23 protein-coding genes are annotated in these 21,173 nt (G+C 68.0%); 9 read left to right on the top strand and 14 right to left on the bottom strand.

Features of this window, described 5'->3' with window-relative positions; translation table 11 throughout:
• Positions 1–112: 112 nt before the first annotated feature.
• Both ON41_RS07205 and ON41_RS07200 read right to left on the bottom strand, forming a co-directional pair.
• A complete protein-coding gene (locus ON41_RS07205) occupies positions 113–1,405 on the bottom strand; it encodes a thymidine phosphorylase (protein WP_040746231.1) in 1,293 nt (430 codons plus the stop codon).
• A gap of 125 nt (positions 1,406–1,530) precedes the next feature.
• Entirely contained in the window at positions 1,531–1,938 is a 408-nt protein-coding gene (locus ON41_RS07200; protein WP_040746296.1) for a cytidine deaminase, read from the bottom strand.
• Positions 1,939–2,272: 334 nt separating this feature from the next.
• On the opposite strand from ON41_RS07200, the gene sdhC reads away from it, so the two are divergent.
• The 4 genes from sdhC to ON41_RS07180 all read left to right on the top strand — a co-directional run bounded on the left by sdhC (position 2,273) and on the right by ON41_RS07180 (position 5,757).
• Positions 2,273–2,674 (top strand): succinate dehydrogenase, cytochrome b556 subunit, encoded by a 402-nt coding sequence (gene sdhC / locus ON41_RS07195; protein ID WP_051161073.1) that lies wholly within the window; start codon positions 2,273–2,275, stop codon positions 2,672–2,674.
• Position 2,675: 1 nt separating this feature from the next.
• Positions 2,676–3,107 (top strand): succinate dehydrogenase hydrophobic membrane anchor subunit, encoded by a 432-nt coding sequence (locus ON41_RS07190; protein ID WP_040746229.1) that lies wholly within the window; start codon positions 2,676–2,678, stop codon positions 3,105–3,107.
• A gap of 110 nt (positions 3,108–3,217) precedes the next feature.
• On the top strand, positions 3,218–4,984 hold the full coding sequence (gene sdhA, locus ON41_RS07185; RefSeq protein WP_040746293.1) for a succinate dehydrogenase flavoprotein subunit: 1,767 nt from the start codon (positions 3,218–3,220) through the stop codon (positions 4,982–4,984).
• Positions 4,984–5,757 (top strand): succinate dehydrogenase iron-sulfur subunit, encoded by a 774-nt coding sequence (locus ON41_RS07180; protein WP_040746227.1) that lies wholly within the window; start codon positions 4,984–4,986, stop codon positions 5,755–5,757. The genes sdhA and ON41_RS07180 overlap by 1 nt, the downstream gene beginning before the upstream one ends.
• A gap of 91 nt (positions 5,758–5,848) precedes the next feature.
• Here ON41_RS07180 and ON41_RS07175 read toward each other — a convergent pair whose 3' ends face one another.
• The 5 genes from ON41_RS07175 to ON41_RS07155 all read right to left on the bottom strand — a co-directional run bounded on the left by ON41_RS07175 (position 5,849) and on the right by ON41_RS07155 (position 10,323).
• Entirely contained in the window at positions 5,849–6,730 is an 882-nt protein-coding gene (locus ON41_RS07175; protein ID WP_040746226.1) for a carboxymuconolactone decarboxylase family protein, read from the bottom strand.
• On the bottom strand, positions 6,727–7,965 hold the full coding sequence (locus tag ON41_RS07170) for an RNA polymerase sigma factor (protein ID WP_040746224.1): 1,239 nt from the start codon (positions 7,963–7,965) through the stop codon (positions 6,727–6,729). Before ON41_RS07170 ends, ON41_RS07175 begins: the two co-directional genes overlap by 4 nt.
• Positions 7,962–8,363, bottom strand: a complete 402-nt coding sequence (locus tag ON41_RS07165; RefSeq protein WP_246829464.1) for a YciI family protein — start codon at positions 8,361–8,363, stop codon at positions 7,962–7,964. The genes ON41_RS07170 and ON41_RS07165 overlap by 4 nt, the downstream gene beginning before the upstream one ends.
• Positions 8,364–8,429: 66 nt before the next feature.
• Positions 8,430–9,698 carry an alpha-hydroxyketone-type quorum-sensing autoinducer synthase gene (gene cqsA / locus ON41_RS07160; protein WP_157185392.1) on the bottom strand — a complete coding sequence of 423 codons (1,269 nt, stop codon included), beginning with the start codon at positions 9,696–9,698 and terminating at the stop codon, positions 8,430–8,432.
• A 67-nt stretch (positions 9,699–9,765) separates the two neighbouring features.
• On the bottom strand, positions 9,766–10,323 hold the full coding sequence (locus ON41_RS07155; protein ID WP_040746222.1) for an EF-hand domain-containing protein: 558 nt from the start codon (positions 10,321–10,323) through the stop codon (positions 9,766–9,768).
• Positions 10,324–10,514: 191 nt separating this feature from the next.
• Here ON41_RS07155 and ON41_RS07150 point away from each other — a divergent pair, with 191 nt between their 5' ends.
• Positions 10,515–11,063: a DUF4396 domain-containing protein gene (locus ON41_RS07150; protein WP_040746221.1), complete on the top strand. Its 549-nt coding sequence runs from the start codon at positions 10,515–10,517 to the stop codon at positions 11,061–11,063.
• A 68-nt stretch (positions 11,064–11,131) separates the two neighbouring features.
• Positions 11,132–12,031 carry a phenylalanine 4-monooxygenase gene (locus tag ON41_RS07145; protein WP_040746219.1) on the top strand — a complete coding sequence of 300 codons (900 nt, stop codon included), beginning with the start codon at positions 11,132–11,134 and terminating at the stop codon, positions 12,029–12,031.
• Here ON41_RS07145 and ON41_RS07140 read toward each other — a convergent pair.
• Positions 12,003–12,656, bottom strand: a complete 654-nt coding sequence (locus ON41_RS07140; protein WP_051161080.1) for an acyl-CoA-like ligand-binding transcription factor — start codon at positions 12,654–12,656, stop codon at positions 12,003–12,005. The two genes, ON41_RS07145 and ON41_RS07140, sit on opposite strands and share 29 nt — an antisense overlap.
• On the bottom strand, positions 12,646–14,106 hold the full coding sequence (locus tag ON41_RS07135; RefSeq protein WP_083905199.1) for an MFS transporter: 1,461 nt from the start codon (positions 14,104–14,106) through the stop codon (positions 12,646–12,648). Before ON41_RS07135 ends, ON41_RS07140 begins: the two co-directional genes overlap by 11 nt.
• 234 nt (positions 14,107–14,340) lie before the next feature.
• Here ON41_RS07135 and ON41_RS07130 point away from each other — a divergent pair, with 234 nt between their 5' ends.
• Together ON41_RS07130 and ON41_RS07125 are read left to right on the top strand one after the other, a co-directional pair.
• A complete protein-coding gene (locus ON41_RS07130; RefSeq protein ID WP_051161072.1) occupies positions 14,341–15,648 on the top strand; it encodes a D-alanyl-D-alanine carboxypeptidase family protein in 1,308 nt (435 codons plus the stop codon).
• A 97-nt stretch (positions 15,649–15,745) separates the two neighbouring features.
• Positions 15,746–15,946, top strand: coding sequence for a hypothetical protein (locus ON41_RS07125; protein ID WP_040746216.1), 201 nt, complete (start codon positions 15,746–15,748; stop codon positions 15,944–15,946).
• Between the two features lie 47 nt (positions 15,947–15,993).
• On the opposite strand, the gene ON41_RS07120 is transcribed toward ON41_RS07125, so the two are convergent.
• Both ON41_RS07120 and ON41_RS07115 read right to left on the bottom strand, forming a co-directional pair.
• The gene (locus ON41_RS07120) at positions 15,994–17,358 is read right to left on the bottom strand and encodes an RNA polymerase sigma factor (RefSeq protein ID WP_051161071.1); all 1,365 of its coding nucleotides are present in this window, start codon (positions 17,356–17,358) and stop codon (positions 15,994–15,996) included.
• On the bottom strand, positions 17,331–17,750 hold the full coding sequence (locus ON41_RS07115; RefSeq protein WP_040746214.1) for a YciI family protein: 420 nt from the start codon (positions 17,748–17,750) through the stop codon (positions 17,331–17,333). Before ON41_RS07115 ends, ON41_RS07120 begins: the two co-directional genes overlap by 28 nt.
• Positions 17,751–18,097: 347 nt before the next feature.
• Here ON41_RS07115 and ON41_RS07110 point away from each other — a divergent pair, with 347 nt between their 5' ends.
• Complete coding sequence (locus tag ON41_RS07110) at positions 18,098–18,868, top strand: PRC and DUF2382 domain-containing protein (protein WP_040746213.1); 771 nt, start codon at positions 18,098–18,100, stop codon at positions 18,866–18,868.
• A gap of 54 nt (positions 18,869–18,922) precedes the next feature.
• On the opposite strand, the gene ON41_RS07105 is transcribed toward ON41_RS07110, so the two are convergent.
• The 3 genes from ON41_RS07105 to ON41_RS07100 all read right to left on the bottom strand — a co-directional run bounded on the left by ON41_RS07105 (position 18,923) and on the right by ON41_RS07100 (position 21,143).
• Complete coding sequence (locus ON41_RS07105) at positions 18,923–19,738, bottom strand: hypothetical protein (RefSeq protein WP_040746212.1); 816 nt, start codon at positions 19,736–19,738, stop codon at positions 18,923–18,925.
• Between the two features lie 323 nt (positions 19,739–20,061).
• The gene (locus ON41_RS40085) at positions 20,062–20,262 is read right to left on the bottom strand and encodes a DUF397 domain-containing protein (RefSeq protein ID WP_083905198.1); all 201 of its coding nucleotides are present in this window, start codon (positions 20,260–20,262) and stop codon (positions 20,062–20,064) included.
• A gap of 5 nt (positions 20,263–20,267) precedes the next feature.
• Positions 20,268–21,143 (bottom strand): helix-turn-helix domain-containing protein, encoded by an 876-nt coding sequence (locus tag ON41_RS07100; RefSeq protein ID WP_040746289.1) that lies wholly within the window; start codon positions 21,141–21,143, stop codon positions 20,268–20,270.
• Between the last annotated feature and the right edge of the window lie 30 nt (positions 21,144–21,173).

Below are 21,173 nucleotides of genomic sequence, written 5' to 3'. Positions count from 1 at the left end.
CCCACCGCAGTGGCTCCCGGCCAAAAGCGTGCCGGGACAAGGGGGCTGGCATGCAGGAAACAAGGGGCTGGCGTGCCGGGAACAAGGGGTGCGTTGCCGACGTGGGCCGGGGTCAGGGGGCGATGCGGTCGAGGACCAAGGGGGTGGGGGCGGCCGAGCCGGGGCCGATGGCATAGGCGTCGCGGAGGGTTTCCAGGGCTACGGGGATGGCGTCGGGGGTGTCGGTGTGGAGGGTGAGGAGGGGTTGGCCCGCGGTGACGGGGTCCCCGGGTTTGGCGTGGATTTCGATGCCCGCGCCGGACTGGACAGGGTCGCCCTGGCGGGCGCGGCCCGCGCCGAGCCGCCAAGCGGCGAGACCGACGGGGAGAGCGTCGAGCCGGGTGAGAGTCCCAGAGTCCACGGCGGTCAGCGTTTCGGTGTGCTTCGCCGTCGGAAGCGGGGCGTCGGGGTCGCCGCCCTGGGCCGCGATCATCGCCCGCCAGTGGTCCATGGCGCGGCCGTCGGCGAGGACCTCGGCCGGATCCACGTCGTGAATCCCGGCCTGCGCCACCATCTCCCGGGCCAGGGCGAGGGTGAGTTCGACGACGTCGGCCGGTCCCCCGCCGGCCAGCACCTCGACAGACTCGGCCACCTCCAGGGCGTTTCCGGCGGTCCGGCCGAGCGGGGTGTCCATGGCGGTCAGCAGCGCCACCGTGCGCACCCCGGCGTCGGTCCCCAATTCGACCATCGCCGTGGCCAACTCCCGCGCCGAGCCGATGTCCTTCATGAAGGCGCCGCCGCCCACCTTCACATCGAGCACCAGCGCCGCGGTCCCCTCGGCGATCTTCTTGCTCATGATCGAACTGGCGATCAGCGGAATGGATTCGACCGTGCCGGTGACGTCGCGCAGCGCGTAGAGCCGCTTGTCGGCGGGGGCGAGATCCGCGCCCGCGGCACAGATCACGGCCCCGATCTTCGGGTCCGCCAGCATCTCCCGCATGCGCGGCACCGTGATGTCGGCACGCCAGCCCGGAATCGACTCCAGTTTGTCCAGCGTGCCGCCCGTGTGCCCGAGCCCGCGCCCGGACAGCTGCGGGACGGCCGCCCCGCAGGCGGCGACCAGCGGCGCCAGCGGCAGCGTGATCTTGTCCCCGACACCGCCGGTGGAGTGCTTGTCGACCGTGGGCCGCGGCAGATCGGTGAAGTCCATGCGCTTGCCGGACTCGATCATGGCCCGGGTCCACCGCGCGATCTCACGGCGCGTCATCCCGCGCAGCAGGATCGCCATCGCCAGCGCCGACATCTGCTCGTCGGCCACCTCGCCCCGGGTGAAAGCGTCCACCACCCAGTCGATCTGCCCGTCGTCGAGTTCTCCCCCGTCCCGTTTGGACGTGATCACCGACACCGCCGAATGCGCACTCACCATGCCCGACAGCCTGTCAGACGGCGCGTGAATACGTGCCCACCAGGGCTGTTCGCGATTGCCGCAGCCGATTCGACGCGGGCGGCATTCCCGGGAATGGCGCCAAATCGTCGCCGGGGTGCCGAAATTCACACAGAACGCTGCCCGGCCGCCAAATCATCGGGACCGAAGGCATCGGGCAGCAAACGCCCGAGCGGCACTGGCCCGTCGCGGTGATCCACCAGCATTTCCGCACCTCCGTGCTCGTAGAGCACCTGACGGCAGCGGCCACACGGCATCAGAATCGCACCGCGGGAATCACACACCGCAACCGCCAGCAATCGCCCGCCGCCGGTCGCGAACAAGTTACCCACGAGTACAGTTTCGGCGCAGAGGCCGACGCCGTATGAGACATTTTCCACATTGCAACCGCTCACCATTCGGCCGTCGCCGGTGAGAGCCGCCGCACCGACCGGGAACCCGGAGTACGGTGCATACGCATTCTGCATAACTTGAAATGCACTGTGGCGCAATGCGTCCCAATCGGTTTCGGGCATAACGGACCTCCGCTCGAACGTGTCGAACACGACCGTAGAAAAGGCATCGCGGGCCGGTCAATTCGTCAGGCAAGGCAAACCTAACTCATTGATTTACAGCTCAACGCGCGGCACGCCGAATTAGTTCCGCGAATCGCCGGGGATTAGAGTTCGAGACAGATCGGTTCAGGTTCCCGGCGGCGGGCCGGCCTCCACCGCCGGGGAGTCGGCCCCGGACGCGAGCTGGTGTTTTCCAGATCCAACGGTTCCATGCCCGCGCGCCGAAAACCGCGACCGGGACTGACTTGCCGGCTCGCCGGCGTGTCCATCAACGACGTTGGAGGCATCGCACTCAATGACCGCCACACTCGAAGCTCCGGCACAGCCGAAGCGGAAGACGCTGTACCGCGGCGACCCCGGCATGTGGTCCTGGGCGTTGCATCGAATCACCGGCGTCACGATCTTCTTCTTCCTGTTCGTGCACGTGCTCGACACCGCGACCGTGCGGGTCAGCCCGGACACCTACGACCGGGTCATCGAGACGTACAAGAACCCGCTCGTGGCCTTCATGGAGATGGGCCTGGTCGTTTGCGTGCTGTTCCACGCGCTCAACGGCGTCCGGATCATCCTCGTCGACTTCTGGTCGAAGGGCCCCAAGTACCAGCGCCAGATGCTCTGGATCGTCCTCGCGGTCTGGATCCTGGTCGGTGCCGCCGGCATCGGTCGCCAGTTCTTCTACCTGCTGACGGAGCACTGATATGAGCGCCCCCATCCTCGGCAAGTCCTACGACATCCCCGCCAGCCTCGACGCACCCCGCGCGCCCCGGCGCACCGCGGGCAACAACTTCGAGAAGTACGCCTGGCTGTTCATGCGGTTCTCCGGCCTGCTGCTGATCGTGCTGGTCTTCGGCCACCTGTTCATCGGGCTCATGGTCGACGGCGGCGTGAAGCGGCTGAACTTCGCGTTCGTCGCCGGCAAGTGGGCGAACCCGTTCTGGCAGCTGTGGGATCTGGCCATGCTGTGGCTGGCCCAGTTGCACGGCGGCAACGGCCTGCGGACGGTCATCGACGACTACTCCCGCAAGGACTCCACCCGGTTCTGGCTCAAGACCCTGCTGGCGGTCTCGATGATCCTGATCATGGGCGTCGGCAGCTACGTCATCTTCACCTTCGACCCCAACATCAGTTAGGAACAGGCCCCGACGATGAGTGAGCGCAGCGAACGAATCATCGACACAGCGTGCTTCGCTTATGCCGGAGCCGAGCGCAGCGAGGTGCAGGCATGAGTGAATCCCGACCGATTCAGGAGCACCGGTACGACGTCGTGATCGTCGGCGCCGGTGGTGCGGGGATGCGCGCGGCGATCGAGGCCGGGCCCCGGGCCCGCACGGCCGTGCTGACCAAGCTGTACCCGACCCGCAGCCACACCGGCGCGGCGCAGGGCGGCATGTGCGCCGCGCTGGCGAACGTCGAAGAGGACAACTGGGAGTGGCACACCTTCGACACCGTGAAGGGTGGCGACTACCTGGTCGACCAGGACGCCGCGGAGATCATGGCCAAGGAGGCCATCGACGCGGTGCTCGACCTGGAGAAGATGGGCCTGCCCTTCAACCGGACGCCCGAGGGCAAGATCGACCAGCGCCGCTTCGGCGGCCACACCCGTGACCACGGCAAGGCCCCGGTCCGCCGCGCGTGCTACGCCGCCGACCGCACCGGCCACATGATCCTGCAGACGCTGTACCAGAACTGCGTCAAGCACGACGTGGAGTTCTACAACGAGTTCTACGTGCTGGACCTGGTGATGACCGAGACCGACCGCGGCCCGGTCGCGACCGGCGTGGTCGCCTACGAGCTGTCCACCGGCGAACTGCACGTCTTCCACGCCAAGGCGATCATCTTCGCCACCGGCGGTTCGGGTCGCATGTACAAGACCACCTCCAACGCGCACACGCTGACCGGCGACGGTATGGCGATCGTGTTCCGCAAGGGACTTCCGCTGGAGGACATGGAGTTCCACCAGTTCCATCCGACGGGCCTGGCCGGCCTGGGCATCCTCATCTCCGAGGCGGTCCGCGGCGAGGGCGGCATCCTCCGCAACTCCGACGGCGAGCGGTTCATGGAGCGCTACGCCCCCACCATCAAGGACCTGGCGCCGCGTGACATCGTGGCCCGCTCGATGGTCAAGGAGGTCCTAGAGGGCCGCGGCGGCGGTCCGAACAAGGACTACGTCTTCATCGACGTGACCCACCTCGGCGAGGACGTGCTCGAGGAGAAGCTGCCCGACATCACCGAGTTCTCCCGCACCTACCTGGGCGTGGATCCGGTGAAGGAGCCGGTGCCGGTCATGCCGACCTGCCACTACGTCATGGGCGGCATCCCGACCCGCATCCGCGGCGAGGTGCTGCGCAACAACACCGACGTCGTCCCGGGCCTGTACGCCGCGGGCGAGTGCGCGTGCGTCTCGGTGCACGGCTCGAACCGGCTGGGCACCAACTCGCTGCTGGACATCAACGTCTTCGGCCGCCGCTCGGGCATCGCCGCGGCGGAGTACGCGTCGCGCGCCGAATTCGTCGAGATGCCGGAGGATCCCGCCGAGTACGTGCAGGGCTGGCTGGCCCGGCTGCTGTCGGACCACGGCAACGAGCGCGTCGCCGACATCCGCAGCGAGCTGCAGGTCACCATGGACGCCAATGCCGCGGTGTTCCGCACCGAGGAGACCCTCAAGACGGCGCTCACCGATATCCACGCGCTCAAGGAGCGCTACGAGCACATCACCGTGCAGGACAAGGGCCGCCGCTTCAACAGCGACCTGCTCGAGGCCGTGGAATTGGGCTTCCTGCTGGAGCTGGCCGAGGTCACCGTGGTCGGCGCGCTCAACCGCAAGGAGTCGCGCGGCGGCCACGCCCGCGAGGACTACCCGGATCGCGACGACACCAACTTCATGCGCCACACCATGGCCTACAAGGACGTCGAGCCCGGCGAGCACGCCAAGCTGATCGCCGACATCCGCCTCGACTTCAAGCCGGTGGTGCAGACCCGCTACGAGCCGATGGAGCGTAAGTACTGATGACCGCTGTAGCCGAAGCTCCCGCCAACCAGAAGCCGGCGCCCGTTCCGGACGGGTCGACCATGATCACCGTCAAGGTGGCGCGGTTCAACCCGGAGGACGACAAAGGGGCGCATTGGGATTCGTTCCAGGTGCCGGTCCTGCCGACCGACCGCTTCCTGAACGTGCTCATCTATATCAAGTCCTATCTGGACGGCACGCTCACCTTCCGGCGCTCGTGCGCGCACGGCGTCTGCGGTTCGGACGCCATGCGCATCAACGGTGTCAACCGGCTGGCGTGCAAGGTGCTGATGCGCGACATGCTGCCCAAGGGCGGCAAGGCGCTGACCGTCTCCGTCGAGCCCATCCGCGGCCTGCCGGTGGAGAAGGACCTCGTCGTGAACATGGAGCCGTTCTTCGACGCGTTCCGTGCGGTGAAGCCGTACCTGATCACCCACGGCAACGAGCCGACCCGCGAGCGCATCCAGTCCCAGACCGACCGCGCCCGCTTCGACGACACCACCAAGTGCATCCTGTGCGCCTGCTGCACCACCTCGTGCCCGGTGTACTGGAACGACGGCAGCTACTTCGGCCCGGCCGCGATCGTCAACGCGCACCGCTTCATCTTCGACAGCCGCGACGAGGCCGCCCGCGACCGCCTGGACATCCTCAACGACGTCGAGGGCGTCTGGCGCTGCCGCACCACCTTCAACTGCACCGACGCCTGCCCCCGAGGCATCGAGGTCACCAAGGCCATCCAGGAAGTCAAGCGCGCTCTGCTCTTCGCGCGGTGAATCTTTGAGACCAAGGGCCGTCCCCGTCTTTTCGGATGGGGGCGGTCTTTGCTTTCGGGATGCGCACAGAGCCGAACCTCCACGCCGCATCTCAGCGAGTCGCTTTGTGCTCCAATGCGTTCAGGCCCGCGTCATAGCTGCGCAGGGCTGCGCCGACCGCCGCCGCAACCGTGATCTCGAAGATCTGGTCTTCGGAATACCCAGCAGCCGTGAGCTTTTCGATGTCGACGTCGGTGATCCGGTAGGACGCGTTGCGAACGGATGCGGCATAGGCCTGCACGGGTTCGGGAAGAGTATCGCCGGTCGCGGCGGCGGCGCGTAGAGCCGGGTCGGTGGTCGCCGGGGCCTCCAGCACCGAGTAACTGAGGTTGGCCGCATCGTCGCCGTGATCGACGGCGGGCCCGTCTGCGAGCAGGAAGCGCGGGAAGCGATAGCCGAAGCGGTGCAGGGCGCGAGTTCCGCTGTGCAGCTGGCCTTCTCGCAGGACGAAGCCGAAGGCGTTGGCCAGCCGGTTGACGATGTTCCACACCAGATTCACGCGTAGCGCCTCCCGCACCGCGTGTTCCGGCACCTCGGCGACTCCGGTAGCGTCCGCCTCGTCCGGCGTGCGGCTGATCAGGTCGAGGAATTCGCGGACTGCGCGCAGCTCGGGGCGGGCCGACGCGGAGTCGTCCGGGTCGATCTCCCCCTGACCGGCGATGCGGGTGAGTTCGGCGTGGGAGTCGACGCAGAACGGGCACCGGTGTAGCTGCGCGGTGCTCATGGCGAGGTATTCGCGCTCCCCCGCGGTCCAGTACGACGGTCCGCGCATGGCGTCGGCGGTGAGGTCCAGCAGCGGGCGGGTGAGCAGGCCCGGCCGGTACAGCAGCATCTTCACGATGTCCGGGCTGTCCACCCGCGAGGTCGCCGCGGTGAATCCCAGGAACAGCTTGGCGCGGCGACGGTGGCCGTGGTCGAGGACGGACAGTCTCATCGGAACTCCGTGATGTCGAGGTCGTGTAACCGCCCGGCGAGGAAGCGCCGGTCGGCGGGATTGGCGGCGAGTTCGTGTGCGCGCCGGTACGCCTGCGCCGCCTCCGCCTCGCGGCCGAGGCGACGCAGCAGGTCGGCTCGGGTGGCGTGCAGGAGGTGATAGGTGTCGAGCCCCGCGAGCCCGTCGATCAACGCCAACCCGTCATCCGGAGTCGTCGACTCGGCCACGGCGACAGCGTGATTGAGAGCGACGATTGGCGACGGTGTCATGGCGAGCAGACGGGCGTACAGTGCCGCGATGGCGGGCCAGTCGGTCGCTTCGGCCGAGACCGCCTGGGCGTGCAGGGCGGCGATGGCGGCCTGCACCTGATACGGGCCCGGCTCTTCCCGGCGCAACGCATGGCCCAAAAGACGTACGGCCTCGGCGATTTCGGCGCGATCCCAGCGCGATCGGTCCTGGTCTGCCAGCAGCACCACAGCACCGGCCTCGTCGTACCGCGCGGCAGTGCGCGAATCCTGCAGCAGCAGAAGCGAGACCATTCCGAGCGCCTCGGGCTCGTCGGGCATGAGCGTGGCCACCAGCTTGGCGAGCCTGATTGCCTCCCGGGGCAGCGCACGGTGCTCGGGGCGATCCGGGGCGGCGGTGTAGCCCTGGGTGAAGATCAGGTAGATCACCGCCAGCACACCCGAAAGACGTTCGGGCAGTACCGGATCCGCGGGCACCGCCAGGCTGATGCCGGCATCGCGGATCTTCCGTTTCGCCCGCACCAGCCGCTGGGCCAGGGTCGATTCGCCCACCAGGAACATCCGGGCGATCTGCCCGGCCGTCAGCCCGGCCACGGCCTGGAGGGTCAGCGCGACCCGCGCCTCCTCGGCCAGGGCCGGATGGCAGCAGGTGAAGATCAGGCTCAGCCGCTCGTCACCCAGTTCGAGCAGGCTGTCGTCGCCGACGTCCGTCATGGTCGTCACCTCGGGCGCGGCACCGAGCCGGGCGAGCTTCTCCCGTCCGAGCCGGGCCCGCCGCAGCCGGTCGATCGCGCTGTTGCGGGCGGTGGTCAGCAGCCAGGCCACCGGATCGTCCGGGGCCGAATCTCCCCAGGTGCGCAGGGCTTTCGCGCACGCCTCCTGCAACGCGTCCTCGGCGAGTTCGAAGTCGCCGAGCGCGTGGACCAGCGCGGCGAGCATCCGTGCCCGATGCTCGCCGTAGACCCGCTGCAGGACGGGCGCGGCGCTCATCTTCCGGAGGCCGCCGAATCCGAGCGACGATGGTCCAGACCCGGCACCGGGGCGACCGGCCGGACCTCGATACCGCCCAGTTCGGCCAGCGGGCACAGCGCCGCCAGTTCCAGCGCCTCGTCCAAATCGCGGCAGTCCAGGACGTAGGCCCCGCCGAGATGCTCGTGCGTCTCGGCATACGGCCCGTCGGTGATCATCGTGCGACCGTCCCGCACCTTGACGGTGGTGGCGGCGTGCTCGTCCTGCAGCGGATGCCCGGAGACGAAGACGCCGCGCCGGCGGCACTCGTCGGCGAAGGCGTTCACCCTGGCCAGGGCCTCGGCGAAGTCCGGATCGTCCGGCTCGGGCCGTCGGCAGTCGTAGATCAGCAGCATGTATTGCACAGGTCCTCCACTCACCCGTTTCACGGTCGGTCGAAGAGGATGACGAACAGATCGACCGTATCTCGACAGGCGGTAGTTCCGTCAGGAGAAATTCAGCTCGTCCCGGACCTCGCCCGCTACCCGCAGGATGCGCGCGCAGTGCTCCTCGCTCAGCGCGCTGTGCAGCGACAGCCGCAATGCCGTGTGCTCGGCCGACGTGGCGGGCGGGCAGAACGGCGCGCCGAAGACGCCCCGCGATTCGAAGGCCCGGCGCAACGCCACCAGCCGGGGTTCGGCGCCCGCGCGCACGGCGAGGATGTGACTGGGCGCGAGGTCACCCACCGGATAACCCAGTCCGGTGAGCCCGTCCCAGAGCCGCCGGGCCGCCACCGCCAGTGCCGCACGACGCCGATCACCGGCGAGCACGAGATTCAGCGTGGCGTCGAGTCCGGCCACGTCGCACGGCAGCACGCTGGAGGAGAAGATCGCCGACCAGGCGGTCACCGGAAAGAACTCCGCGAGCCGGCGCGAACAGCCGATGATCCCCGCGCGCCCGCAGAATGCCTTGGACAGACTGGCCGTACGAAAGGCCACCCGCGACCCGAGGCCGCATTCGGCGACCAGGCCCGCGCCGCCCGGCCCGCAGACACCGAGCGCATGCGATTCGTCGGCCACCACCTGGCACCCGTAGCGCTCGGCGATCTCCACCACCTCGCGCAGCGGACAGCGATCGCCGAGCATGCTGTACACGGTGTCCACCAGGATCACCCCGGGCCCGGACTTCCGGATCGACGCGGCCAGCGCATCCACATCGTTGTGCGGGAACGGCACCGGCCGCGCCCGCGCGCCGACGATGCCCGTCCACAGCGAGGCATGCGCCATCTTGTCGATGTACACGGGGCTGTCTTTGCTCGAAATACATTGAAGCAGGCCAATATTGGCCGCCCAGCCGGACTGGCACAGGATCGCGGTCTCGGTCTGCCAGAGCGACGCCATCCGCGCCTCGAACGCACGGTCGGGATCATGGTCGGTCTGGAATATCGCCGACATCATCACCCCGGCGCCGCCACGGCGCAGCGCGGCCACCTGCGCGTCGACCACCGCGGGATGCCCGGCCAGGGCCAGGTAATCGTTGCTCATCAAGTTGATATCAGCAGCGCCGATCGGCGGCCGGTCCCGGAACAGGTCCGCACCACACCAGTCGGCCGCGACCCGCGCTCGGTGCCGTTCGAGCCGTTGGGTCAGGCCCGCCGGTTCCGCGACCATCGGATCCGATTGCGCGGCAACAACATCCGTCAGCGGATCCGCAGCGGGTACAACAGTTGAAGAGTCGGCTCTCTCGATGCGCTCCGACGATTTGGACACAACCACAACCAGCCCCCTTACATTGTGGAACCGGATGCGGGCGCGGAATCACCCCGCCCACACCCGGCGCATCTCACATGGGACCGAACAACCAGTTCCCCGGCGCCGCGGGGTCGTCGCTGGTGTAGTACTCGCGAGTCGCCGTGCGAATCTCCTCGCGGTCCAGCGTTCCGTTGCCGTCGCGGTCGAGCTTGGCGAAGGCGATCGCGAGGTCGTCGGCGGGCACGCCCAGTGTCATCGTGTACATCCGCGTGAATTCGGCCTGGTCGATGACGCCGTCGCCGTTGGAGTCGGCCAGGTTCATCCACGCGTCGACCATGACGTCGAACCGGCTCAGCATGGCCTCGGGGCCGTTGTCGATCGCGTGGCGGAAGCCCGCCCCGAATTCGCGGATGTCGACGCCGCCGTTGCCGTCGGCGTCCATCGGCATGACATCGGTCCGGACGATCTCGGCGAGCGCCCGTTCCAGCGCGTCGATCTTGGGTCTGTCGCCAGGAGCGTCGAACGCGCCGGCGAGGCGAGCGGCCAGGACGGTCACGTCCTCGGGGCGAAGTTCGCCGTCCCCGTCGGCGTCGAGAAATCGGAAGATTCGATCCAGCTTGCGGCTCAGTACCCCGCTGGCGATTGTCATGACCTGCACACTCCTTACCGTCGAAACAGTTGTGTGGCACAGCTCATATCTGAAATCTAGCGGGCCAACGATACCAAGATCATTGCGAAGAGATCGGTTTCGAAACGGAAAAATCCGGCAAGTCCGCGACAGGCCATGCCACATACCCCCATGGGGTTGACAATATACCCCATAGGGGTATTGTTCGAGGCATGCAGGACGATCACACGGAACACGCCGGATCGCATCAGCACCACGATCACGGCGGGCATCGACCCGAGACGGAGTCGCACAGCGGACACACCATGGCCACCCACGCCCCCGCGACGTGGAAGATGGCCGCGAGCGCCACGCTGCACTGCCTCACCGGCTGTGCCATCGGCGAGATCCTCGGCCTGGTCATCGGCACCGCGCTCGGCTGGCACAACGCGCCGACCATGGTGCTGGCGATCGTGCTGGCCTTCGTTTTCGGCTACGGCCTGACCATGCGGGGCGCGCTGGCCGCGGGCCTAGGGCTGGGCGCGGCGGTATCGCTGGCGCTGGCCGCCGACACCGTGTCGATCATCGTCATGGAGATCGTCGACAACGCGGTGGTGCTGGCGGTGCCGGGCGCGATGGACGCCGGGCTGGCCGACGGCCTGTTCTGGGGTTCGCTGATCTTCGCGCTGGCCGTGGCCTTCGTCATCACCACGCCGGTCAACAAGTGGATGATCGGCCGCGGCAAGGGCCACGCGGTGGTGCATTCGCTGCACGGCCACTGAACTAGGCACATTGCCCATCTAGCCGGCAGTTCATTGTCTGATCAGCTCAGCAGTGCTTGCATTTAGGCATGTTCAACGAAGCTCAGCTGTACTCCCCGGTAACCACCGGGGCAGACGGTGACGTCACGGTGCACCTGAGCGACGAGCATCCCGGTGTGAACGACCCGGACTACCGGGCCCGCCGAAATGCGATCGCCGCCCGGGCGCTGGCGTACCGATCGGGGGAATCGACACCGCGTATCGACTACACCGACGAGGAGCAGGAGGTCTGGCGGATCGCCTCCGCCGAGCTGGCGCGCAAACACCGCGCCTACGCCTCGGCGGAGGTCCTGGCCGCCGCCGAGCGCCTCGATCTACCGGACGACCGCATCCCGCAGTTGGACGAGGTCTCGGCAAAGCTGATGCCGCTCAGCGGTTTCCGATACGTACCGGCCGCCGGCCTGGTGCCGCTGCGCGAATTCTTCGGCTCCTTCGCCGACCGGATCTTCCACTCCACCCAGTACATTCGCCATCATTCGGCCCCGCTGTACACCCCCGAACCCGACGCCCTCCACGAAATCATCGGCCACGCCAACCAATTGGCCAGCCCGCGGTTCGCCGCGATCTACGCCGAGGTCGGAGCCGCCGTGGCCCGGCTGGAATCCGACGCGGCGCTGAAGTTCCTCGCCGATGTGTTCTGGTTCTCGATGGAGTTCGGCGTGGTCCGCGAGGGCGGCGAAATCCGTTGCTACGGAGCGGGACTGCTGTCGTCGTACGGCGAGATCGAGGAGTTCCGGCACGCCCAGCTGCGGCCGCTGAACATCGCGGAGATGGGCACGCGCACCTACGACATCACCCATTATCAACCGGTGCTGTACTGCGCGGAATCGGTCGCGGAGATCGAGGACGTGGTGGGCGAGTTCTTCGCGTCGACGACCGAGGAGACGGTCGCGCCGCACCTCAGCGGGGCCGCGGCCGACCGCGGGTGACCGGCTGGAACCGCATGCCCTCGGCGAGGAAGTCCATGACGCGCGTGACGGTCTCGCTGTCGAACGGATCGCGGTCGAGCAATGCCGCCTGCGCGGCGCCGATGAGGGCCCCGGCGAAGGCCCGCACCTCGATATCGTCGGGCGAGCGCCCGGTCCGCTCGGCGGTCAGATCCGCGACCATCCGGACGCTGCGCTCGAATTCCCTGGCGAGCGCGCCGCGCAGCTCCGGCACCGAGCGGATCAGCGCCACCCGCTGCCGCTCGAACGCGAACATCTCCTCGCCGATGGACGAGAACGTATCCTGCGTGGCGTTGCGGAACGCCTCCAGCATGGTCAGGTCCGCCGGCTGCCGCGCCAGCGCCTCGATCATCAGCGGATCCAGATCGTCGGCCAGCACCAGTTCGTCCTTGGACGGGAAATAGCGGAAGAACGTGCTCGGCGAGACCTCCGCGGCCTCCGCGATCTGTTCCACGGTCGTCTCGTTGTAGCCCTGCTCGCGGAACAATCGGAACGCCTCGGTGCGGATGGTGTGGCGGGTGCGCTCCTTCTTGCGCTCACGCAGGCCCATGCGGGGCGACGCCCCGCCATGAGCCCGCGCTGGCGGTGCCTTCGACTCAGCCGACATGGACAGATTGTCCCGCACCCGCGGCATCCGGAGTGTCCGGTACCCGGCCGCGGGTGAAGATCGCCGCGAGGACGGCCGCGATCACACAGATTCCGGCGCACGCCCACAGCATGGCGCTCATACCACTCACGAACGCCGACTGCACATGTCCGAGCATCGCCGAATCGCCCATCGTGCGCGCCACCGCGACGCCCGCGCTGACCCCGTCCGACACCGGTTCGTGGTTGTAACCACCCAGCTCGGACCGGTACTGCGTGGCCAGCACTGTCCCCAGGACCGCGACGCCGATGGTGCCTCCGGCCTGCCGCACGGCCTGCAGCAACGCCGACCCGGATCCGGCGCGTTCGGGGGTCAGTTCGCCCATCGCCATACCCATCGCCGAGGGCATGACGAATCCCATACCGACACCGAGCAGCGTGATCCAGACCGAGGTGTAGCCGTATCCGCTGTCCACCGAGGTCAGCGCGCCCAGCACCAGCCCCGCGGTCAGCACGGCGAAGCCGGTGGTGAGCACCGCCCGCAACCCGAACCTCGGCAGCAGCTTGTCCGCGATGCGGGTGCCGACGACGAGGCCGCCGATCAGCGGCAGCAGGCGCACTCCGCTGCCCAGCGAGTCGGTGCCGAGAACCTCCTGGAAGTACTGCGGGACCGTGAAGAACAGGCCCAGCATCGCGAACTGCACCAGGATGGAAAACCCTGTGCCCCAGCGGAACCCGTTCGCACGGAACAGCGCCAGATCCACCAGCGGATGCGCGGCCCGGCGCTGCGCCAGCACGAACGCCGCCAGGACGACCACTCCGCCCGCCACGGTCGCCCAGCCGATGCCGTCGCTCCAGCCCTGCGCACCGAAGCGGATGAATCCGTAGGTGAGCCCGAGCATTCCGCCCGCCGACAGCACCACGCCCGGCAGATCGATCGGGAACCGGTTGTCGCTCCGGGATTCCGGAACCAGCGCCGCCACCGCGGCGAGCCCGACGATCACCAGCGGCACGTTCAGCAAGAAGACCGACCCCCACCAGAAGTGCTGCAGCAGCCAGCCACCGACGATCGGCCCCAGCGGCAGTCCGATCGCGGTCGAGGTGACCCAGATCGTCAATGCCCGTTGCCGTTCCGCCGGTTCGGGGAACATCGTCGGCAACACCGACATCGACAGCGGCATCATGGTCGCGGCCGCGATGCCCAGTACCGCCCGGGCCGCGATCAGCTCACCCGACGAACTCGCCAGCGCACACCAGACCGAGGCCGCCCCGAACACCGCCAGCGCGACGAGCAGGAACTTCTTGCGGCCGTAGCGGTCGCCGAGCGCGCCCGCGGGCAGCATGAAAGCCGCCAGCGCCAGCGTGTACGCGGTTGTGAACCATTGCAGCGCAGCGGTATTCGCGCTGAGATCGACGGCCATCGTGGGCAGCGCCACCACCAGCACCGTGGTGTCCAATCCGATGGTCAGCATCGCGACCGCCAGGGCGCCCAGCGCCAGCCAGCGCGCCTTGCCGCCGGTCTCGCCCGCCGTACCCACGGCCGCGATCCCCTCCCGCGACTTCAAGGTCTTCATGACAGTTCCAATCATTTGGAGGTTTATCTATTTTGATAGTAGCTTCCAGTTTGTAGGGTATGTCAATACCTGGATGTCCCAGTGGGGACGGCCGGGAGCGCTACGACGCGGCGCCGCATAAGCTCGCAGGCGATGAGTACGTGCATGTCCCGGCGCTTCCGCCGCCCCATTTCGTTCGCGGCCGCCGCGCTGGCGTCCGGGCTCATCGGCGCCACCGCCGCGACCGGCGCCGTCGCGCCCCTCGCCGCGGCTGCTCCGTCCGCCTCCACCACGGCGCCGTTCACCACGCCCAATACCGACGGCTGCCCGAACAAGACGGCAACGCCGCCGGCGATCGACACCTCCGAGGTCCCCGAGCCGGGCGAGGAGGCCCCCGCGCCCCTCCCCGTCCCGTCGCCCCCGATCGGCGGCGACAAACTGGGCGGGTGCGGGCTGGTGCTGCCCGACGGCGCGCCACCGGTGCCCGCCGACATCTCGGCCACCGGCTGGCTCGTCGCCGACCTCGACAGCGGCCGGGTGCTGGCCGCGAAGGATCCGCACGGCCGCTACCGGCCCGCCTCCACCATCAAGGTGCTGCTGGCCGCGGTCGCCCTGCGCAGCCTGGACCTGAACAAGGTGGTGGTGGGCACCCAGGAGGACGCCAACGCCGACGGCACCCGCGTGGGCATCGGCCCCGGCGGCCGCTACACCAACAAGCAGCTGATGCAGGCGCTGATCATGTGTTCCGGCAACGACGCCGCGCACGCCGTCGCGGCACAGCTCGGCGGCGAGAAGGCGACCGTCGCCAAGATGAACGACCTGGCAAAGCGGTTGCACGCCTTGGATACTCGCGCCGCCACCCCGTCCGGCCTGGACGGTCCCGGCATGAGCACGTCGCCCTACGACCTGGCCGCGCTGTTCCGCGAGGCGATGTCGATTCCGACCTTCGCCGAGCTGATTCACACCGAGCAGGTCGACTTCCCCGGCTTCCCGGCCGATCCGAAGATCCCCGGCGATCAGGACCATCCCGGCTTCCCGATCGCCAACGACAACCATCTGCTCTACGACTACGAGGGCACCCTCGGCGGCAAGACGGGATACACCGACGACGCCCGCCAGACCTTCGTCACCGCCGCCGAGCGCAACGGGCACCGGCTCGTCGTGACCCTGCTGAAGGCCGACGTGCTGCCCATCCGCCCGCCCGAGCAGGCGGCGCGCCTGCTCGACTACGGCTTCGCGCTGGCTTCGGACGCCTCCGTCGGCACCCTGCCGGACGAGGCGTCGACCTCGTCGAATACCAATGTGGCCGTGGCCTCCCCGCCGCCGCGCGACACCGGCTCGGCCACCACGGAGGAGCACCACAACGAGAATCTGCTGACGATCCTGATCGTCGGCGGGCTGGCGGCGGCGCTGGTGCTCACCGTCGCGGCCTGGAAGCTGACGGGCGGCTCCCGCCGCTAAATGTATTTCCGTCGCGCCGTTTGACTCCCCGATGTCCGGGCACACGCGTAACGAGCCCCTCGTGGCTCCTACTGAGGATCGGAGAGGAGGGACGACCATGCCGAATCCCAAGAATCGCGGCCAGTTCGGTAATCGGCCGGACACCGCTAAGCAAGCACGCAAGGGCGGCCTGGCCAGTACCGGCAGCTTCGGCTCGGCACACAGCGCCGATCCGTCGGAGGCCGGCCGGAAGGGCGCCGCCGCCCAGCCCACCGCGGCCAAATCGCGCGGCGGGCAGCACAGCCACAGCGGTCGCTGAGCCGTGCGGGAAGCATTGCTCCCCTGAGTTGTTCGGTGCCTTGGGTATCAGCCCAAGGCACCGATCTTGCGTTCGAGCACCGACCGCTCGCGCTCGTTGGCGCACAGCCGGGCGGCGTGCTCCAGTTCCGCGCGCGCCTCGGAGGTGCGGCCCAAACGGGTCAGCAGTTCCCCGCGCACGGTGGGCAGCAGGTGCGAGGTCGGCAAGGCTCCGGACGCCGCCAGTTCGTCGACGATCGACAGCGCGGCGGCCGGACCCTGTGCCATGGCGACCGCGACCGCCCGGTTGAGTTCGACCACCGGTGACGGCGCGAGCCGGCCCAGCGCCTCGTACAGGAGCACGACGCGTTCCCAGTCGGTCTCCTCGACCGACGGTGCCACACAATGACATTCGGCGATCGCCGCCTGGAGGCCGTAGGTTCCGAGCCCGCGGCCGACCTGCGCCGCGCGCGCCAGGGCGGCCCGTCCCCGGACGATCGCGGCCCGGTCCCAGCGACGCCGGTCCTGCTGCTCGAGCAGGATCGGTTCGCCGTCCGGACCGGTGCGCGCGGGGAAGCGGGCCGCGGTGAGTTCGAGCAGCGCCAGCAGTCCGTGCACCTCGGGCTCCCGGGGCATCAGCCGGGACAGCACGCGCGCGAGACGCTGTGCCTCGCGGGCGAGATCGACCCGGATCAGCGCGTCGCCGGAACTGGCCGAGGACCCCTCGGTGAAGATCACGTAGATCACGCTGAGCACCGAGACGAGCCGCCCGGCCCGCTCCTCGGGCGGCGGCACCTCGAACGGCACCCGGGCCGCGGCGAGGGTCTTCTTGGCCCGAGTAATCCTGGCCTGCGCGGTCGCGGTCGGCACCAGGCAGGCCTTGGCGATCTCGTCGCTGGTCAGGCCCCCGACCACGCGCAGGGTCAGCGCGACCCTCGCCTCCCGCGACAGCACGGGGTGGCAGGAGATGAACATGAGGGCGAGGACGTCGTCGTCGATCAGGTCCGGGTCCCACAGCATGTCTGTGTCGCCATGTGCCGACGTCCCCGCATCCTCACTCGCCGCCGCGCCCACCCCGTTACTCCTCGACGTGCCCGCGCCGCCAGCGACGATGCCGCCCTCACTCAAGTCGCGAGCGAGGGCGGCATACCTGTCGTCGAGGGCGGCGCGGCGGCGGAACCCGTCGATCGCGCGCCGCCGGGCGACGGTGAGCAGCCATCCCGCGGGATTGCGCGGCGCACCGTCGCGCGGCCAGGTGACGAGTGCCTCGGCGAGGGCCTCCTGCGCGAGATCCTCGGCCAGCGCGAAATCACCCGTGTAGCGCGCCAGCGCGCCGACGATCCGCGCGGATTCGATCCGCCAGACCGCGGCCACATCCGCGCGGCTCGCGGGATCGACCGGCCCGCTCAGAGCTGGCCGGTGGCCTCGCGCCACTCCCGCTCCTTCTTGACCCACTGATTGTCCTGCGGGAACTCGTCGATGCTGGGGACCCTCCGGATCTCCGTCTTGATGCCCGGACCGGTCATCGGCATCCGCTTGGCCCACTCGACGGCCTCCTCCTGGGACGCCACATTGAGGATGTAGTACCCGCCGAACAGCTCCTTGGTCTCGCCGTACGGTCCGTCGGTGACCACCGGCGTCTCGGAGGAGTAGTCGACGACCACGCCCTTCTGCGCGTCGTCGAGACCCTCCGCGGCGAGCAGCACGCCCGCCCGGATCAGCTCGTCGTTGAAGCGGCCCATGGTGTCGAGCACCTCGTTGAAGTCGACATCGGCCATCTTCGCCCACGCCTCGTCAGTGGCACGCATGATCAGCATGTACTTCACGGTTGTCTCCTCGGCTCTCGGGCCCCTGTCGGACCCTCTCACGCATAGGTCGAACGGGGAAGACGGCATATCGACACGCCCCCGAAATTTTTCTCGCGAGCCATCACCCCCTGACCGGGAGATCCACACAACGGGCGCGGCACCCCCGTTTGACCACCCCACTCCCGGGTACTTGCCAAGATGTAGCTGACGATCGACCGGCATCTGGGGGACAACCATCCGGCGATCGCCGAAGCCACTGGTCGATGGAGTACGGCGCGATCGCTACTCATCCGGACCGCGCGTGTGCTCGTCGGCAACTGATCACTACCCACACCCGAATCACACGGTGCGCGTGAGGAGGAATCATGACCAACGCAACCTTGGATTCCGTCATCGGCAACACCATGTACGACTCGGCCGGCGAGAAGATCGGCAAGGTCAAGAAGATCTATCTCGACAACGACACCGGCACACCGACCTGGGCCGCGGTGTCGACCGGCCTGTTCAGCGGCGACTCCATGGTCCCGCTGGCCGGCGCCCAGCATCAGGCGGACGCCGGGACATTGCAGGTCCGGGTGGACAAGGAGCACGTGAAGTCCGCGCCCTACCTGGACGACGACGGCCACATCAGCCGCGCGGGCGAACAGGAATTGTTCGCGCACTACGGCATCGACCCCCGCCAGGCCGGATGGAACGCCTACGGCCGCCAGCAGATCCGCCCCGGACCCGACGAGCCGATGACCCACGGGCACGGCGGGGACGAGATGGTTCGCTCGGAGGAACGGCTCGAGATCGGCACCGAGCGGGAAGAGGTCGGCAAGGCCCGGCTGCGCAAATACGTTGTCACCGAGGAACAGACGGTCGATGTGCCCACCACGCACGAGGAGGTGTACGTCGAACGCGAACCCATCACCGACCCGTCGGAGGTGCGCTCGGCCCGGATGGGTGAGCAGGAGCAGGAGGTCACCCTGCACGCCGATCGGGTGAACGTCCACAAGGAATCCGTGCCCGTCGAGCGCGTCCGCCTCGGCGTCGAGGAGGTCGAGGACCACCGCACGGTCTCCGAGAACCTGCGCAAGGAACGCATCGATACCGAGGGCGTAGACCCCGAGCAGCGGCACGACAAGGACCGCTGACCCACCCCCAGCCCGCCGGGCGGCCCGTGCCGTCCGGCGGGAAAGGTGCGGAGGTTACTCCGGCAGTTGCTTGTACAGGCGCACGGTCTCGGTGGCTACGGTCCGGGCGGCATCGCAGCCACCGCCCTGCACACTGACCATGATCATTTCTGTTCTGCGGTCGTGAACGCCCTTGGCGGGAGCCCAGTTCGGATCGGTGCCGATATAGATCTGGCACGCATCGGCGTACGTGCTGCCGCGCCGGCCCGGAGCCTCCAGGGTCGGAAGCCCGTCTATTCGCGACTCCACCTCGTGAGACCCCGGACTACGCGTGAGTTTGGCGTCGGAGTCGTAACTGAACTCGATATTCCGCCCGGTCGAATTGTCACCCCAGTCGAGGTTGACGATGCACTCCCACGGATTCGGCGACGGATTCACATAAGGGGCTGGATGCTCCTGAGCGAAGGCGCTCAGCACCGCACAGGGATCCAACCGCGCCAGCTTCGTATTCATATGCGCGCGTGTCGAGTTCGCACGCAACGGACGGTCCCCCAGGTGTGAAGCGGCCGCCGCCGTGATCGCCGCCGTCTCCGGGCACAGATCGAACTTCGGGCCGCGGTCCATGAGATCGCCCTTGGTCGTCACCTGGAACCGAAGACTCATCTTGTCGTCTACCGGGAGATAGGCGCTACAGAAATCACGCGAGTCGGTGACCTGCACCGTCGTGTCGCCCACCGTCACCGGCTTACCCGATGTCCCGGTACTGCGCGAGGACATCGCCACGCTGATGCTCACGATCTCCTTGGCGCCCACCGGCTCACCGAACATCACCGAACAGGTGCTGAACGCACCGTCGGCGCCGACGTAGTCCGGTGTCCCGATCCGATTCACCGCAGCCTCATCGAGGTACCCGCACGGATCCAGGCCCCGGAGGGTATCGCGATAAGCCACCACCGCTTGCGTCTGCTTGTCCAGAAACTGCGGATACGGTTGCCGCGCAGCTGAACTCGATGGACCCGCATCCCCGGGTGATGACTCGGACGAACACGAGACGACAGCAACCCCCGCGCCCACCAGCGCGACCACCCCGATGATTCTCCTCCACACCAGCGCAACGCTAGCGGCAATCCGCCCGGATCAGCCCCGATCAGCGTCCGGTCCGGGCAGAACTCGCATCGGCCCTGGACGGAAACCGCCTCCGCGTCGAGTGCGATTCAGCGATCGAAGGCACCTCGCCGAGCGGCCGCGGTGAACGCGGTCCACTCGGCGGTGCTGAATACCAGTGCGGGACCGGTTCGAGCCTTCGAATCACGCACGCCGACAAGCTCATTGGAGAGAAAAGCAACCTCGACACAATTCTTGGACCCGCCACTGCGGCTGCTCTTGAACCATCTCGCGGTAGATAGGTCGACCATCACGCTCAATACTCCTTCGCTGCCCGCCGGAGAAGCGTTCGGCTGGCGGTAGGGTCCAACGCGCTGCGCCGTAGACACTCGTAGGCTTGATGGTACCGCTCGACAGCACGTGGTTTTGCGAGATACAAGTCCCCGAGGAGACCTTCCACATAGACGACCGGCGGCTCGATCGGTTGTCCCGCGCGATCCGGGCCGAACTCCAGGATCACGAAAGACTCGACAGGGTCTCCCAACGGGAAGCCCGCGGAGAACGGAAGAATCCGCACACTGACATTCGGACGAGTACCCATGTCGCTCAAGTGTTTCAGTTGCGCGGCCATGACCCTCGGACCTCCGACCATGCCGTGAATAGCCGATTCTCGCAGGACGACATCAAGTGTCGCGGGCTCGTATTTCCGCGTGATCCTCATCTGCCGACGCATTCGCAACTGCACTCGACGGCCATGCTCTTCGGCGGTGTCCTCGGGATGCGCCGCATGCATCAGCGCGCTTCCGTATGCCGGGGTCTGGAGCAAGCCCGGCACGAGTTCGGACTCGTAGGTGAACAGCCGATGCGCGGAAGCCTCGAGCCCCACATAGAAATCGAAGTTCTCGGGCATGACGTCGCCGTACTCACACCACCAGCTCAGCTCGCTGCCTTGCACCGCAAGAGCTTTCATCGCGGCCATCTGCCGATCATCGAACCCGTAGATCTTGCACAACGCCTCGATATCCACCTCCCGCACATGCACAACCATCCCCCGCTCGATCCGCTGCAACGTGCTCGCACTGCGCTGTATCAACGCCGCCGCCTGCTGCAACGTCAGCCCACACTCCTCCCGCCCGTTCCGCAGATACCGCCCGAGCTGCCGCCGCGGCAGCGTCGACCCGTTCTCCGACATGCCCGCCTCCCTCCACGTGTACAAGGACCC

This window comes from Nocardia transvalensis NBRC 15921 (genome assembly GCF_000308875.1).
Taxonomy (GTDB): domain Bacteria; phylum Actinomycetota; class Actinomycetes; order Mycobacteriales; family Mycobacteriaceae; genus Nocardia; species Nocardia transvalensis.
Note: the sequence above shows the minus strand (reverse complement) of the source record. Positions and strands in the feature narration are given on the sequence as shown.